17 protein-coding genes are annotated in these 14609 nt (G+C 55.4%); 13 read left to right on the forward strand and 4 right to left on the reverse strand.

Annotated elements, in window-relative coordinates:
* Positions 1-397 precede the first annotated feature (397 nt).
* Positions 398-1078: a serine/threonine protein kinase gene (locus AC0YOB_RS03400; protein WP_475791553.1), complete on the forward strand. Its 681-nt coding sequence runs from the start codon at positions 398-400 to the stop codon at positions 1076-1078.
* A 275-nt stretch (positions 1079-1353) separates the two neighbouring features.
* Here AC0YOB_RS03400 and AC0YOB_RS03405 read toward each other — a convergent pair whose 3' ends face one another.
* The 4 genes from AC0YOB_RS03405 to AC0YOB_RS03420 are packed head-to-tail and all read right to left on the reverse strand — an operon-like array spanning position 1354 to position 4757.
* The gene (locus AC0YOB_RS03405) at positions 1354-2019 is read right to left on the reverse strand and encodes an ABC transporter permease (protein ID WP_475791554.1); all 666 of its coding nucleotides are present in this window, start codon (positions 2017-2019) and stop codon (positions 1354-1356) included.
* A gap of 12 nt (positions 2020-2031) precedes the next feature.
* Positions 2032-2925, reverse strand: a complete 894-nt coding sequence (locus AC0YOB_RS03410) for a glycine betaine ABC transporter substrate-binding protein (protein ID WP_475791555.1) — start codon at positions 2923-2925, stop codon at positions 2032-2034.
* Between the two features lie 14 nt (positions 2926-2939).
* Positions 2940-3599, reverse strand: a complete 660-nt coding sequence (locus AC0YOB_RS03415; protein WP_475791556.1) for an ABC transporter permease — start codon at positions 3597-3599, stop codon at positions 2940-2942.
* Between the two features lie 3 nt (positions 3600-3602).
* Positions 3603-4757, reverse strand: coding sequence for an ABC transporter ATP-binding protein (locus AC0YOB_RS03420; protein WP_475791557.1), 1155 nt, complete (start codon positions 4755-4757; stop codon positions 3603-3605).
* Positions 4758-4911: 154 nt separating this feature from the next.
* Between AC0YOB_RS03420 and AC0YOB_RS03425 the strand changes: the two genes are divergently transcribed.
* The 12 genes from AC0YOB_RS03425 (at position 4912) to AC0YOB_RS03480 (ending at position 14605) form a co-directional block, all read left to right on the forward strand.
* Positions 4912-5421, forward strand: a complete 510-nt coding sequence (locus AC0YOB_RS03425; protein WP_475791558.1) for an N-acetyltransferase family protein — start codon at positions 4912-4914, stop codon at positions 5419-5421.
* A 258-nt stretch (positions 5422-5679) separates the two neighbouring features.
* Positions 5680-6327 carry a DapH/DapD/GlmU-related protein gene (locus AC0YOB_RS03430; protein WP_210046421.1) on the forward strand — a complete coding sequence of 216 codons (648 nt, stop codon included), beginning with the start codon at positions 5680-5682 and terminating at the stop codon, positions 6325-6327.
* Between the two features lie 88 nt (positions 6328-6415).
* The gene (gene phnF / locus AC0YOB_RS03435; RefSeq protein WP_475791559.1) at positions 6416-7150 is read left to right on the forward strand and encodes a phosphonate metabolism transcriptional regulator PhnF; all 735 of its coding nucleotides are present in this window, start codon (positions 6416-6418) and stop codon (positions 7148-7150) included.
* Between the two features lie 33 nt (positions 7151-7183).
* Positions 7184-8152, forward strand: a complete 969-nt coding sequence (gene phnD / locus AC0YOB_RS03440) for a phosphate/phosphite/phosphonate ABC transporter substrate-binding protein (protein WP_475791560.1) — start codon at positions 7184-7186, stop codon at positions 8150-8152.
* Positions 8153-8254: 102 nt separating this feature from the next.
* Positions 8255-9043, forward strand: a complete 789-nt coding sequence (gene phnC / locus AC0YOB_RS03445; protein WP_475766383.1) for a phosphonate ABC transporter ATP-binding protein — start codon at positions 8255-8257, stop codon at positions 9041-9043.
* On the forward strand, positions 9018-9806 hold the full coding sequence (gene phnE / locus AC0YOB_RS03450; protein ID WP_475791561.1) for a phosphonate ABC transporter, permease protein PhnE: 789 nt from the start codon (positions 9018-9020) through the stop codon (positions 9804-9806). Before phnC ends, phnE (AC0YOB_RS03450) begins: the two co-directional genes overlap by 26 nt.
* Positions 9803-10639, forward strand: coding sequence for a phosphonate ABC transporter, permease protein PhnE (gene phnE / locus AC0YOB_RS03455; RefSeq protein WP_475766386.1), 837 nt, complete (start codon positions 9803-9805; stop codon positions 10637-10639). Before phnE (AC0YOB_RS03450) ends, phnE (AC0YOB_RS03455) begins: the two co-directional genes overlap by 4 nt.
* 17 nt (positions 10640-10656) lie before the next feature.
* The gene (phnG, locus tag AC0YOB_RS03460; protein WP_475791562.1) at positions 10657-11097 is read left to right on the forward strand and encodes a phosphonate C-P lyase system protein PhnG; all 441 of its coding nucleotides are present in this window, start codon (positions 10657-10659) and stop codon (positions 11095-11097) included.
* Positions 11081-11701 carry a phosphonate C-P lyase system protein PhnH gene (gene phnH / locus AC0YOB_RS03465; protein ID WP_475791563.1) on the forward strand — a complete coding sequence of 207 codons (621 nt, stop codon included), beginning with the start codon at positions 11081-11083 and terminating at the stop codon, positions 11699-11701. Before phnG ends, phnH begins: the two co-directional genes overlap by 17 nt.
* 31 nt (positions 11702-11732) lie before the next feature.
* On the forward strand, positions 11733-12890 hold the full coding sequence (locus AC0YOB_RS03470; protein WP_475791564.1) for a carbon-phosphorus lyase complex subunit PhnI: 1158 nt from the start codon (positions 11733-11735) through the stop codon (positions 12888-12890).
* Positions 12853-13737, forward strand: a complete 885-nt coding sequence (locus tag AC0YOB_RS03475) for an alpha-D-ribose 1-methylphosphonate 5-phosphate C-P-lyase PhnJ (RefSeq protein ID WP_475791565.1) — start codon at positions 12853-12855, stop codon at positions 13735-13737. The genes AC0YOB_RS03470 and AC0YOB_RS03475 overlap by 38 nt, the downstream gene beginning before the upstream one ends.
* Positions 13715-14605 (forward strand): ATP-binding cassette domain-containing protein, encoded by an 891-nt coding sequence (locus tag AC0YOB_RS03480; protein ID WP_446686459.1) that lies wholly within the window; start codon positions 13715-13717, stop codon positions 14603-14605. The genes AC0YOB_RS03475 and AC0YOB_RS03480 overlap by 23 nt, the downstream gene beginning before the upstream one ends.
* Positions 14606-14609 lie beyond the last annotated feature (4 nt).

The following is a 14609-nucleotide window of genomic DNA, read 5'->3' on the forward strand; positions in this document are numbered from 1 at the left end:
GCTGCTGTTATAGTGTTGGTTGTGTCTGGAATGGTGAACGGAACCAAAGATTTTACTAAGCAAACGCCTGAGCATTTCTCATTCCTCCTTTGGTTTTTGTAAAATATAACAAAGTATAAGCTTCTGTCTACTTTGGCTATATTTTTTTGAAGTGAGGAAACTTGCTTCGGCCGTCAAAGGACGGCGAAAGCCGTTTCTTCTTGAAATATCAGCAGGTATAAAAGGTATCTTATCCTTTCTGATATTTTTGGGGAAGAAACTAACGATGCCGCCAGAGGACGGCGAAGCCGTTTCTTCTTACACTTTACGAAATAAAAGACGAGTGGTTTCGAAAGTATACGCCCAAAATGGACGATAACTTCAACCGCTGCATGTATTCAAGGGGGTAATCCTTAAGATGAGTCCGGATTGGATGAAGGCGGATGATCCGCTTCAATGTATAACGGTGACCGGAAGCGAGCGGAATGATATGGTCGTTATTTCCGGCTATTCGGAAGGCCTACACTGCATTGGGGTAGGAACGGATGCGGCAGTATTCACGTTTGAGCCTGCGCCGGGATTTGCATATAAAGTGTACTCGGATCTGGCGCTTGAGAAGAAAGCGGCCGAGAGGCATGTATACGAACGGCTGGAGGGGATCCCCTATTTTCCCCAGTATTACGGGGAGGGCCGGAACTACCTGGTGATCAGCCATGAACCGGGCGTCACGCTGCAGGATTGTCTGCTGCAGGGCATTCCGGTGCCGGAGCAAGTTATTCAGGATGTGGAGGAGGCGCGCGCGGAGGTGCGCCGCCGCGGGTTGAATCCGCGCGACATTCATTTGAAAAATGTCATCCTGCAGAACGGGCGCGGTAAAGTGCTGGACGTGTCCGAATACGTACTGGAGGGTGACGACAAGCGCTGGGAGCACCTGGTGTGGGCATACCGCGTCTGTTATTCAGGCTTTGAAGGCAAGAAAATTCCGGCCTGGCTGCTTGATGCGATCAAGAACGGATATGCCAGACTGGATCAGGCGAACCTTAGTCTTGACGATTTCGCGCAGCGAATCAGCCAGCTGTTCTCCAAATTTCTGAAATAAGTCCGGGAAAATACGGAAACTGCTTCTCAGTTCCGTAAGAAATCATAGTACCCATGTACGGCAGGCAATGTTAATGGAATTTCCGCAAATTTTGTTCTTCCCCGTTTGATATTCATTCTTCCTGTTTTTTTAGGAATATCTTAAGGAAACGGGTCTGCTTCGAGTCGTACTAACTTTATATAGTACAGGCTGAACATGCCAAACAAAACGAGCCTTTCGGAGTTAGTCCCCGGCTCGTTTTGTTTGTTTCAGGAATTCCCGGAATTCCAATTTCGTTATTTTCCCGACAGCCGGTTCTCCAGGCGAAGCTTCCTCTGCAGTATGCCGAGAATGATGTCCGCCACAATGGCAAGCAGAGCGGCAGGTATCGCTCCGGCGAATATCCGCAGCGGATTTTGGCCGTTAAGGCCGGCATATATTTCGCGTCCCAAGCCTTCGCCGCCGATCAGCGGCGCGATGGTCACGACCCCGATGGCGATGACTGCGGCAATTCGGAGTCCGCTCATGATATAAGCGAGCGAGAGCGGCAGCCGTACTTTGAGCAGGATTTGCAAGGCGCTCATGCCGACGCCCTGTCCGGCTTCCACATAGCTCGGATTGACCTGCTTCATGCCCACGTAAGTATTGCGCACGATCGGGTTGAGCGAATAGAGGAACAAGCCCACGATGACGGTATCCGATCCCAGGCCTAGCCAAAGCATCAGGAGCACAAGCATCGCCAGACTGGGCAGAACCTGAAGAACTTTGGTTATCGTAAGTACAATTCTCGCCAGAATCTCGTTTCCCGCGCATAACACGCCGAGCGGAACGCCGACGACGAAAGCGAGCCCTACCCCTGTAAGCACCATGCTGATATGCTGAAGCAGATATTCCCACAGCAAGCCGATGTTGCGTCCCATATAATCAAGCAGATCGACGATGGTCAAGTGGTTGTCTTCCATGTCAGTTCCCCCCTATTTCAGCAGACCGGTCTGTTTCAGGTATGCCAGCGCGACTTCGCGTTCGCTTTTTTTCTCGATGTCCATCTGGTAGTTCAAATCGATCATCTTCTCCACGCTGAGGGTGCCGATCAGAACGGACACGGCTTCAACCACGTCAGGATGCTTTTCGGCCAAATCATTGCGCATAATGGTTGATGCGTCGTACGGCGGGAAAAACTGCTTGTCGTCCGCAAGCGTCTGCAGGTTGTAATATTTCAGATGCGGATCGGTGGAATACGCCAGGACGATGTCAACCTGATTATTCGCTGCCGCCTGATAAACGAGACTTTGCTCCATTGGGAAAGTACTCCCGAACTTGAAACCGTAGGTTCTGGTAAAGCTTCCGTAGCCGTCCTCGTCGCGCTCCAGCCATGTGGTGTCGACGCCGAGACGGAGTTTGGAGGCATCCGGGCCGACGTCGGATATTTTCTCATAACCGTTCTCATCGGCCAGCTTTTTGGAGACAGTAAACGCATAAGTGTTTTCGAACCCGAGGGGATCGAGCCACTTGAAATGAAAATATTTGTCAAAACCCTGCTTGGCCTGCTCCAGGACCTTCGCGCGGTCCTTTGTCTGCTCGATCGGAAAATGATTATTGAAAATTTCCCCCGTGTACAAAGTAGCCATCTGCAGCTCGTTTCGTTTCATCGCCTGTATGACGACAGGGCTCGCTGCCAAATCGGGTATGACCTCAGCACTGAGATCAGTGCGGTCTTCAATTAGCGCCTTATACATCTCCGCCAGGATCTTGGCTTCCGAATAGGTCTGCGCGCCGATAACGACCGTATTGCGGCTTGTGCACGCGCTTGCCAGCGTACCCAGAAGAAGCAGGCAGGCCAAGGCTGCGGACGCTCTTGCTATTCTCATTTGCCATACTCCCTTCACACCGTTATCCGCCCTGTTGACCGGTAGCGCTTCGTCAGCCATTTCTCCAATAGCCCCAGCAGCACATCGGCGACGAGCGCGAGCAGGATTGCCCCAAGCGCACCGGTCACGATCAGCTCCGGTTTGTTGACGCCGAGGCCCGATACGATCAGCTGGCCGAGCCCGCCGGCGCCGATAAGGGTGGCGAGCGTTGCCCAGCTGATGATATATACCGTCGTTACCCGGATTCCCGACATGATGTAAGGCAGCGACAACGGCAGTTGAATGCTCAAAACGCGCTGAAGCGTGCCATAGCCCATCCCCCGGGCCGATTCGAGGACGTTTGGATCGACCGAATGAAACCCGTCATAGGTGTTGCGGAGAATCGGCATGATCGCATAAAGCAGCAGGGCAAAGACCGCCGGCTTCGTACCGATGCCCATCAGCGGGATCAGGATGGCCAGCAGGGCCAGGCTTGGCACCGTCTGCAGAATGTTGGCGATAAAGAAAACGATGCTGTTGATCCACGAAATCCTGTTATAAACAAGCACGATGCCGAGCGGTATGGCGACCACACTTCCCAGGACGACGGCAAGCGCCGAAATAGTCAGATGCTCCTGTAAGGCAGTGGCAATTTGAGCCCATCTCTCATCGAAAAAAGCGATCAAGTCGTTCACCTGTTATACCTCCTCTACCGGCGATTCGGCTGCTTCCTGAAGATAGCCGTCAGCCAGATGGCGAACGACGCTGCCCCTTGTGATCAGACCCGCCAAACGGTTGTTATCGTCGACTACCGCGAGGTTGGACAGCTGGTGACGGCTGAGCAGCTCGACGGCAGCGGGCAGCGGAGTTCCCGTACGGACAGAGTACAGCACCGGCTGCATGACATCGGACACCGTCTTGTTCTCCTCGCCGTATTGATCGAGCACGCGGTAAATGGAGACAATGCCCTGCAGCCGGTTATCCCTGTCCACGATAAAGAGGGAGTCAACCCTGCGCCGTTCCATCATTGCGATGGCTTCGGCCAGCCCTCGTTTGGGCAGCGCCGTCACCGGTCTTGTGACCATCACCTCGTCGACGAGCGGGATATCATTCATACTTTCGGCATGGAGCCGCTTTTGGCCGATGAAGGAACGGACGAAGTCGTTCGCCGGATGGCGGAGAATGGCTTCCGGCTTGCCGGTCTGAACCACTTCGCCATCCTTCATAAGTACGATGGTATCGGCTATTTTAATCGCTTCGTCCATATCATGCGTGACAAAGATAATCGTCTTGTGCAGCTCCTGCTGGAGCCGGATAAGCTCGTCCTGCAGCTGCTCGCGGCTGATCGGGTCGAGCGCGCTGAACGGCTCATCCATCAGAATGACGTCGGGATCGGCAGCGAGCGCGCGGATAACGCCGATCCGCTGCTGCTGCCCGCCGCTCAGCTCCGACGGGTAGCGTTCCCGGTACATTTCCGGCGGCAGCCCGACAAGCCCAAGAAGCTCATCCACACGCCGGTTGATTCTGGCGGTGTCCCATTTATTCAGCCGGGGGACGACGGCAACATTCCTGCCTATCGTCATATGCGGGAACAGCCCGATGCTCTGGATGACATATCCGATACTGCGGCGCAGCTGCACGGGATCAATTTCCTTAACATCCTGCCCGTTGATCAGCACCGAGCCGCTGGAAGGGGAGATGAGGCGGTTGATCAGCTTCATCGTCGTCGATTTGCCGCAGCCGCTCGGACCGATCAGGACCGAAATTTCTCCTTTTTGAAACTCCAGATTAATATTTTTGAGGGCTTGAAAATCATCGTCGTATACCTTGTGAATATTTTTCAGAATAATCATGCCGTTCCCACCTTTCCTAAAATTTAGCATTTCCATTTCCGTATATTTTTACCCGGAATCCTTACATTCAGATTAAACGGCTCCAAATTTCGATTAAAACGCCAATTCATGCTGTATAATGGTTGCAAACAACATGGTGAGGGAGTTATGGATAATGGAAATTCGGGTGCTGGAACCAGCAGATGCAGAGATCTACCGTGAGCTGCGGCTCAATTCCTTAGTGGAAAGTCCGGAATCATTTTTAACCACATATGAAATCGAGGGAGAAAGACCCATTGAACAAACCCGGCAAAGGCTTCAGGCAGCGGATAGCATATTTACGTTGGGCGCATTTAAGAATCACGATCTGATCGGGGTAGTCACCTTTGTGCGGGAAAGCCATATAAAAACAGCTCATAAGGGAAATGTTTACGCGATGTATGTCTCGCCTGAATATCGCGGGCAAGGAATCGGCAAGGCTTTGTTGAACGAACTACTCAGAAAGGCGAAAAATTGCGACGGTCTGGAGCAAGTTAATTTAACCGTGAATTCATCCAATACGCAGGCAAAAAGGATGTATGAATCAATAGGATTTGCTACATACGGAACGGAAAGGAACGCCTCAAAATGGAAGGGTCAATATTGGGATGAGGATTTGATGGTGATCAAATTTGACGGCCATTGATCCGGTTAACCAGACAGGAACACAGAGATTGGACATGACAGTTGGCAAAAGACGCGGATCCCCTGTGGTCCGCGTCTTTTGTTTCGAAAATAATGATGTTCAGAGCGGGAGAATGCCGTACCCTTCTCCCCGAAAAAGGAAGAAGCAGTCTTTTCCATTTTCATAGACCCTTACACGAACTTAAGCAAACCTTAACACGCGCTACATATCGACAAGATAAGCTTGATTACAGGACGGAATGAGAGGAGAGAAACAGCTATGACGCTTACTTACATTAATCAAGAAGCGCGAAAGCGCAAGCCATTGTCCCCGGAGCCGGTTATCGATGAGACAGCGGTCGTCCAGCGCAGCCGTCTGGGAGAGTGGACAGCTGTCGGCGCCAGAAGCCGCATGATGGAGAGCACGATGGATGACTACAGCTACTGCGTAGATGAGGCGATTATCCATTACGCGAAGATCGGCAAATTCTGCAATATCGCCTCCCATGTCTGCATCAATCCGGGCAACCATCCGATGTGGCGCGTCACGCTGCACCATGCGACCTACCGCCGCGTTTCCTACGGCTTCGCCGAGACGGACGACGAGCAGTTCTTCGACTGGCGCCGCTCGCATCCTGTCCATATTGGCCATGATGTGTGGATCGGCCACGGCGCCACGATCATGCCCGGCGTCACCATCGGCAATGGCGCAGTGGTCGGATCGGGGGCGGTTGTGACGAAAGATGTACCGGCGTTCACAATTGTTGCGGGTGTTCCCGCCAAGCCTATCCGCGAGCGTTTTCCGAAGGAAATTGTTGAAAAATTGGAGCGAATCGCCTGGTGGGACTGGACCAGAGAACAGCTGGAGGAGCGCTTTGCCGACTTTTATGACCTCGAACAATTTCTCGGAAAATATGCATCTTCATAAAAACGATATAAACATTTAACATTCACATGATGTTTACAAGTTAGGTTCAATGAAACAAGTCGTATCAAAAGGAGGTGAAACGCCAATCATGCAACGATTCGTTAAGCAGCAGGTTCCCGAATACCAGATCATTGCCGACAGGCTGTTCGCGGAAATTCAGGCCGGCCAATACCGCGAAGAGGGAAGGATGCCTTCCGAGCAGGTGCTCTGCAAGAGATTCCGCGCCAACCGTTATACGATCCGCCAGTCGCTTGATCTGCTCGTTCATACCGGAGTCCTGCGTCCTCATCAGGGAAAAGGCTACTTCCTGTGCGAGAAACCGCTGGACATTCAATATACGATTACTCCGGCGATGCGCTTCTCTGACGTTATCCGCCAGCTTGGCCGCCGTCCGGAAGCGCAGCTGCTGAACCGCGAATGGATGGCAGCACCGGCGGTTGTTGCCGAGGGACTTGATCTGCAGGAGGGTGATCCGGTATACCGCTTGCAAATATTGCGGCTTGCGGACGATGTGCCGCTGTCATGGAATGAAACATGGCTGCCGGCCGCTTATTTCCCGGAGCTGCTGGAGACGCTCGCCAATATGACTTCTTTGTATTACTTGCTGGAGCAGCAGTATGGCATGCAGCTCTTCCGCATCTGCTCCTCATTCCGTTCGGGGAACCCGACCTTGGCTGAAGCAGGCATGCTGCAAATTTCGCCCAACACAAGCATCCTTCATATCGAAAGCGTCATGAGAGATCAGCACGGCCGCCGGGTCGAATTGACCTCCGCCAAATATCGCGGCGATTTATGCAAGGTATCGATACAGTTTGAAGAGTAAGGATTGGTCCAAAAATTCGGAGGTGCTTATAAAGTGAAAAAGCGTTATACGAATATTTTTCTGACTATTCTGACGATTATGTCCATTTTATTGATGATAGCCGGCTGCGGCAAGGCCGATTCCACGGCAGATGCTGCAAACAGCGGCGGTCAGAACGCGGCGCCTGCTGCAGAAGACAGCAAGAAGGACTGGCCGGAGGTACTTCGTCTGGGCGTGCTCCCCGGCGAGGAAGAAGGCAAATTGTCGCGGGGCAACAAGCAGTTTGCCGAGGATATGGGCAAAGCGCTAGGCATCAAGACGGAGCTGTATGTGGGCGAGGATTACACGGCGGTTATTGAAGCGATGCGCACGAAAAAAATCGATATCGCCGGATTCGGCCCGTTCTCGTACATCATTGCCGCCGAGCGCAGCGGCGCGATTCCATTCGCCGTGAAGGCTCTCAGCAAGGAATCAGCGTTTTATCACAGCCAGATCGTGGTTCCCGCTAACTCCCCGGCAAAGTCAATCGCGGATCTGAAAGGCAAGACGTTCCTGTTTGCCGACGCGGCATCGACCTCGGGCCATTTGTTCCCGCGGATGATGATGATTAAAGAGCTTGGCATTACCAATGATCAGGTTGAGTCCTATTTCTCCAATGTATCGTTCTCCGGTGGTCACGACAAATCGATTATTGCCATTGCCAAAGGACAAGCCGATGGCGCCGGCGTATGCGATACCTGTATTCAACGCGTTGTCGACGCAGGCTTGGTCAAGGCGACGGATTACCGCGTCATCGGGACATCCGATCCGATTCCAGGCTCTCCGCTTGCGTATCGCGGCGATCTGCCGGCTGATCTGGTGCAGAAGATCAAAGACTTTGTGTTCGGCTATGACAAACAGAATCCGGATTTCTTCAAGGACAGCAACACCACTGCCTATTTCCCGGTGGATGACTCGGACTACCAGGTTGTCAAGGATACGGCAAAGGCGCTGAATATGAGCCCCGAAGAGCTGCTGAAATAGAATGAGGTTTTGCCTGGCGGCGAGGTTAGTCTCACTTTAAAAAGGTTCAGATTTGACGTCTTGATCGATCTGGGCTTTTAAAAAAGGGCGGTGTGCGAAAGAATGTCTTCTTTACTGGAAATCAAAGAGCTGAGCAAGGTATATGCGGACGGAACGGCCGCGCTGAAGAGCGTCAGCTTCTCCGTAAGCAGTGGAGAGTTCGTGGCCATTATCGGTCCAAGCGGCGCGGGCAAAAGCACGCTGCTGCGCTGCATCAACCGGCTGGTCAAGCCAAGCGGGGGCGCGATCCGGTTCCAGGATATCGACGCCGCCGGGGCAACCCGCCGGCAGGTGCGCAATTTGCGGCGCCAGACGGGAATGATCTTTCAAGGCTACAATCTGATCGAGCGGGTTACGGTGCTGCGCAATGTGCTGCACGGACGGCTCGGCTATATGAACGCGGTCAGCGGATCGCTCGGCCTTTTCTCCAGGAAGGACGTGGAGGATGCCAAAGCGATTTTGCACCGGCTCGGCCTGTCGCAGCAGATCTACAAGCGGGCCGACGAGCTTAGCGGCGGACAGCAGCAGCGGGTCGGCATCGCCCGGGCGCTGTCGCAGAAGCCGCAGCTTATATTGGCCGACGAGCCGATTGCAAGCCTTGATCCGGTGACGTCCAAGACGATCATGGAGCATCTGAGCGCGATTTGCCGGGAGGACGGCATCACCTGTATCGTAAATCTCCATCAGGTAGAGATCGCCCGCGATTACGCGACAAGAATTATCGGCATCCACAAGGGCGAGGTCGTGTTCGACGGTGCTCCTTCCGCACTGACGGAGGATGTGATTCACCGCATTTACGGCGCTGCGCCGGATCGGAGGGAGCAGGATGGAGAAGCGCTTGCTCGAGCTTAGACGCCAAAAGAAGCTGCAGACGCTGATAGCCATCGCTATTGGTCTGGCGCTTGTGATCGGCTCGGCCGTGCGCACCCATTTTACGGCGTTTACGCTGTTCGAAGGGATCGGCGAAATGTTCAAGTTCGTTTTCAACGACTTTTTACCGCCCGATCTTTCGACACTGCATGAGCTGCTCGGTCCTGCGCTCGATACGATATATATGAGCTATATCGGCATGGTTATCGGTGCGGTCATCTCGCTTGTGCTCGCTTTTCTGGCTGCGCAGACGACTTCGCCGCATCGCGGCATTCAGGTGGCGACGCGGGCTTTCGCCTCGGTCATGCGCAATATTCCGACTTTGATCTGGGCCATCGTGCTTGTCGCCGCCTACGGGCTCGGTACGCTCGTCGGCACAATGGCGCTTATTATTACGGCTATCGGCACGCTGACGCGGGCCTACGCGGAAATCCTGGAAGAGATCGATATGGGCCAGGTGGAGGCGGTGCGCGCGACGGGCGCCTCGTATTTTCAAGTGCTGTCGCAGGCGGTATTTCCGCAGTTTTTTCCCGGTTTCATCGCCTGGTCGCTGTACAAGCTGGAGCTTAACGTGCGGTCCTCGACGATCATCGGCATGGTTGGGGGCGGCGGACTGGGCTTTGTCATACAGAAGGGACTGAAGCTGTTTCAGTTCAAGGAAGTGAGTCTGGCTATCATCCTGGTGCTGCTTCTTGTGGCCGGTACGGAATTTGTGACCAGTAAAATCAGGGAGAGGATCATATGAATACGGAATATGTGACAGGACCGAAGCTGCTGGAGCGGGAAGGACGGCTGGCTTCACAGCAGGAAAGCAAGCCAACGCGCAAGAAACGCGATCCCGTGCTGGTGGCGGCGGCAGTGTTCGGCGCAGTGTTCTTCGTCTTCTGCCTGGTGCAGATGAATTTCGACTACTCGCTGCTGATGCATGGGACGGGCAAGCTGTTCTCGCTTCTTGGCCAGATGTTCCCGCCCAACGCGGCAGACTGGAATTATGTACTCGCAGCGGCGTTGGAGTCGCTGGAGATTGCGCTGGTCGGTACGGCGCTCGCAGTCGTTCTGGCTTTCTTCCTGTCTTTTGCCGCAGCGGCCAATGTGTCGCCGCGCACAGCGTGGGCGGTCAAGGGCGCGGCCTCGCTCATCCGGGCGATTCCGACGCTGGTCTGGGCGCTCCTGTATATCGTCGCCGTTGGCATGGGACCGCTCCCGGGCATTCTGGCAATCGGGACCCATGCGGTCGGAATGCTGGTGAAAATGTTCGCGCAGTCAATCGAAGAGGTCAATCCCGGCGTCATCGAGGCGCTTGAGGCGACCGGAGCGGGGAAGCTGCAAATCATCGCCCAGGGCATTCTGCCGAGCGTTGCGACTTCGTTCGTGGCGTGGAGCGTGTTCCGGCTGGAAATCGATATCGGGGAGTCGACGATTCTTGGAGCGGTGGGAGCCGGCGGGATCGGCTTTGAAATCGCCAATGCGATGCGGATGTACGAATTCGACAAAACCTTTTTTGCGGCGCTGGTCATCTTCGTGATGGTATTCAGCGTGGAATGGCTGAGCAATCGGATGAAACTGAACGTCAAGTAGGAAAGTGGGGAGCAGGCATGAAAAAATCGCAAATTACCCGCATTTTGATTGAGGGCTCGGCGCTGCTGCCGGAGAAGCTGGCTAAGTACGTGGAGGAGCGCTACGCGGTTGCCGTCGTGAAGACGCCGGAGAACAGTCTGGTGCTGGCCAAGGCGCGGGATTCGGTCTCGCAGGAGCCGTTTTATCTGACAGAGGTGCTGGTGACGGAATGCACGGTGTCGATCGAGGGTACGTTCGGCTACGGAATTCTGATGGGCGACCGCCCTGAGCTGGCTTATTATCTGGCGATCGTGGACGCGGCGTTCAACAGGCAGCTGCCGGAAACGGAAGGATGGGAGGCGCTGCTGCTGGAAGAGGAGCGGGCGCTATTGGACCGCAGGCTGCGCGAGCAGGAGCTGGCCATGGCTACGAAGGTGCAATTTGAGACGATGGAGGAATCGTATGACCGCGCAAAATGAGACGCTGTTCGATCCCGTTCATGATACGCAGCAGCTGTACCGCGAGCTGCTGGATGCATTTGCCGAACCCGGCAAGGTGAAGAAGGCCGCCCGGCTGACGGCCGGCGAGGCGGAGCTGAAGCCCGGCAGCCGCATGATCGCTGCGCTCGCGCTGACATTGCTGGACAGCGAGGTTCGCTTCGCGGTGGACAATGACGATGCGCAGCAATCGAGCGCTTTTATCCGCATGCATACTTTTGCAAGGGCGGTGCTGCCAGCTGAAGCGGATTATCTATTCGCTGACGGACGCGGCGCGCTGCCTGACTGGACAGCCCATGTCATGCTCGGCACGCTTCTGGAGCCGGAGCATGGAGCTACACTGTTTCTGCAGGTGGATGAACTGGCAGAGGATGAGGGAACCGGGCATGCCGCCGATATGCAGATGCTTACGCTGTCCGGACCTGGTGTGCCGGGAGAACGGAAGATGCTTGCCGCCGGGCTTGCAGCAGAGTGGCTGGAGCAGCGCCGGCTGTGGAATGCCGAGTACCCGCTTGGAGCCGACGTGGTGCTGTACACGGAATCGGGCAAGCTTGCCGCGCTGCCGCGGACGACGAAAGTCAGATAAGGAAAGTTCCGATATGGGAGGTTGAGACCGCATGGCTTATGTTGCCGTAACGGGCGGAAGAGAAGCAATCGAGAAAGCAAACGAGTTGAATCATTATTACCGGCTGAAGGAATCGGAGACCGCGCTGACTCTCGGCATGATTGAGAAGCAGATGCGCCTCTTGATCGACCGGATCATGGGCGAAGCCGGTCTGTATGCGCCGGAATACGCGGCGCTTGCGCTAAAGCAGGCGGAAGGCGATCCCGCCGAGGCGGTATTTCTGCTCAGGGCGTACCGCTCCACCCTGGCGCGCAATCATGTGTCGCGTGTGACGGACACGTCGGAGATGCGGATTATCCGCCGTATTTCCTCGTCGTTCCGGGATTTGCCCGGCGGACAGGTGCTTGGACCGACCTACGATTATACGCACCGGCTGCTTAATTTCACGCTGCGGCAGGAGAGCAGCGAGGATATTCAAGCGTTTCTCGAGGATTTCGTGCAATCGGAGACCAGAGAACGTCTGACCGAGGTGCCGACCTTCCGCAAGGTCGCCGATCTGCTCCGCGAGCAGGGGCTGATGCCGGAGATGAAGGAGCGTCGCGACAGCGAGCCATTCGATATTACGAGGCGGAAGGTGATCCTTCCTGCTACGCGCTCGGCGAGGCTGCAGATGCTGGCCCGCGGCGAGACGGGGGCGATGACGGCGCTCGCTTACAGCTCGATGCGCGGTTATGGCGCGGTGCATCCGACGATCGGCGAGCTGCGCGTCGGTTACGCCGAGGTGACAATTGCCCATCCATATGGGGCAGGCGATCCGGATGACAGCCTGTATCTGGGCGAAATGATGGTAACCGAGGTCGAGTCGATCAATTCCTTCAAGCAAAACGCAGAGACGGGCGAGATTCATTTTGTGATGGGCTACGGGCTGGTTCTGGGACAAAACGAGCTGAAGGCGATCTCCATGTCGATTCTGGAGCGCAGTCTGGAGACGGAAGGCACCTCGCCGACGCAGGACGAGGAATTCGTCCTTACGCATATCGACAGCCTGGAATCAACTGGCTTCGTATCGCATCTGAAGCTTCCGCATTACATCACCTTCCAGTCGTCGCTGGACCGGATCCGAAAGGCTCAGAATGAGAATCCAACGTCAACGAAGAGTACGGAGGTCAAAGATGGACAAACAGAGCATAAAGCAGCCGTCGAAGTATAATTTTGCTTTTCTGGACGAAGGCTCGAAGCGCGAAATCCGCCGCAAGACGCTGAAGGCAGTCGCCATTCCCGGCTACCAGGTGCCGTTCGCATCCCGCGAGCTGCCGATCGGCCGGGGCTGGGGCACCGGCGGGCTGCAGCTGACGCTGTCGTTGATCGGCCGGGGCGATACCGTCAAGGTTATTGATCAAGGCAACGACGACAGCGTCAACGCCGTCAGCATACGCAAATTGATCGAGGATACGAGCGATATCGCAACAACCGAGGATACGGAGGAGGCGACGCTCATTCAATCGCGCCACCGTGTACCCGAGGAGAAGCTGAAGAACGGTCAGGTGCTGGTGCTGCAGGTGCCGCAGCCGGAGCCGCTGCGCAAGGTGGAGCGGAAGGAGCAGCTCACCCGCAGGCTGCATGCGGAGATGGATTACAGCGCGATCTGGCTGACGCTGTACGAGAGCGTCGTCAAGTGGGGCAGCATTACGCTCGGCGCCGATTATCCCGTACTCGTGCATGACCGCTACATTATGGCCCCGAGCCCGATTCCACGCTGGGACAATCCGAAGCTGCACCAGGCCGAGCATCTGACTTTGCTCGGAGCGGGCCGGGAGAAGAAGATTTATGCCGTGCCGCCTTATACGAATGTCGTACCGCTGCAGTTCGAGGACTATCCGTTCGAGGTCGAGAGCTTCGCGGGCAAAGCATGCTGCCGCTGCGGCAGCGTTCATTCCTTCCTCGACGAGGTGACGGACGGCGCGACAGGGCAGATTCTGCACCAATGCTCGGATACGGCATTTTGCCGGAAAACGATAGAAAGAGGGGGATCCCATGCCGCTTCCATCCACGCTTGAAATGAATCAGGACACTGATGCAATCGCCGCCGCCAGTGAGCGGCCGATGCTGCGGGTGCGGAATATGAATAAACGTTTCGGAAGCGGCTGTGACCGCTGCAGGGACGCAGGCCCTGAAGACAAGAGCAACCGCTGCGAGCATTGCGGCTCGGTCATGGCCTGCATCGATCTTAATTTCGACCTGTATCCGGGAGAAATTCTCGGGGTTGTCGGAGAGAGCGGCTCGGGCAAGAGCACGATGGTGCGCAGCCTCTACTTCGATGAGGATGCGACATCCGGGGAGATGTTCGTGGATTCCTATAAGCGCGGGGAAGCCAATCTGCTGACTGAATCGGCGCAGCAGAAGCGTTATATCCGCAACCACGTTATGGGCATGGTCTATCAGAACCCTTATCTCGGGCTGCGCATGAACTACTCCAGCTCCGGCAATATCGCCGAGAAGCTGTTTGCCGCCGACTATTTCCACGTCGGCAAAATTCGCGAGCGGGCTGCCGAGCTGCTTGGACGGGTGGAAATTCCGCTTGGCCGGATGGACGAGCCGCCGAAGCATTTCAGCGGCGGGATGCAGCAGCGCGTGCAGATTTCCAAGGCGCTGGCGAATAACCCGCCATTGCTGCTGCTTGATGAAGTAACAACGGGACTCGACCTGTCCGTTCAGGCGCGCGTGCTCGATCTGATCCGCAGCCTGCGCCGCGAGCTGAAGGTCGCGATGATTGTCGTCTCGCATGATCTGGGCGTTATCCGCATGCTGGCGGACCGGACGATGGTGCTGCGTCAGGGAAGAATGATCGAGATGGGCTTGACTGATCAAATTTTGGAGGACCCGCAGCATCCGTACACGCAGCTGCTGGTTCATTCCTTGCTGTAAGGGA

Source organism: Paenibacillus sp. JT31N17, assembly GCF_056269255.1.

Excerpts from the sequence above, each read along its gene's own strand:
- AC0YOB_RS03410 (WP_475791555.1), bottom strand. The coding sequence starts at position 2,925 with ATGAGAATAGCAAGAGCGTCCGCAGCCTTGGCCTGCCTGCTTCTTCTG.
- phnE (WP_475791561.1), top strand. The coding sequence starts at position 9,018 with ATGGAGAAGCGCTTGCTCGAGCTTAGACGCCAAAAGAAGCTGCAGACG.
- phnG (WP_475791562.1), top strand. The coding sequence starts at position 10,657 with ATGAAAAAATCGCAAATTACCCGCATTTTGATTGAGGGCTCGGCGCTG.
- phnE (WP_475766386.1), top strand. The coding sequence starts at position 9,803 with ATGAATACGGAATATGTGACAGGACCGAAGCTGCTGGAGCGGGAAGGA.
- AC0YOB_RS03425 (WP_475791558.1), top strand. The coding sequence starts at position 4,912 with ATGGAAATTCGGGTGCTGGAACCAGCAGATGCAGAGATCTACCGTGAG.
- phnH (WP_475791563.1), top strand. The coding sequence starts at position 11,081 with ATGACCGCGCAAAATGAGACGCTGTTCGATCCCGTTCATGATACGCAG.
- AC0YOB_RS03405 (WP_475791554.1), bottom strand. The coding sequence starts at position 2,019 with ATGGAAGACAACCACTTGACCATCGTCGATCTGCTTGATTATATGGGA.
- AC0YOB_RS03470 (WP_475791564.1), top strand. The coding sequence starts at position 11,733 with ATGGCTTATGTTGCCGTAACGGGCGGAAGAGAAGCAATCGAGAAAGCA.
- AC0YOB_RS03430 (WP_210046421.1), top strand. The coding sequence starts at position 5,680 with ATGACGCTTACTTACATTAATCAAGAAGCGCGAAAGCGCAAGCCATTG.
- AC0YOB_RS03400 (WP_475791553.1), top strand. The coding sequence starts at position 398 with ATGAGTCCGGATTGGATGAAGGCGGATGATCCGCTTCAATGTATAACG.
- AC0YOB_RS03420 (WP_475791557.1), bottom strand. The coding sequence starts at position 4,757 with ATGATTATTCTGAAAAATATTCACAAGGTATACGACGATGATTTTCAA.
- AC0YOB_RS03480 (WP_446686459.1), top strand. The coding sequence starts at position 13,715 with ATGCCGCTTCCATCCACGCTTGAAATGAATCAGGACACTGATGCAATC.
- phnC (WP_475766383.1), top strand. The coding sequence starts at position 8,255 with ATGTCTTCTTTACTGGAAATCAAAGAGCTGAGCAAGGTATATGCGGAC.
- phnF (WP_475791559.1), top strand. The coding sequence starts at position 6,416 with ATGCAACGATTCGTTAAGCAGCAGGTTCCCGAATACCAGATCATTGCC.
- AC0YOB_RS03475 (WP_475791565.1), top strand. The coding sequence starts at position 12,853 with ATGGACAAACAGAGCATAAAGCAGCCGTCGAAGTATAATTTTGCTTTT.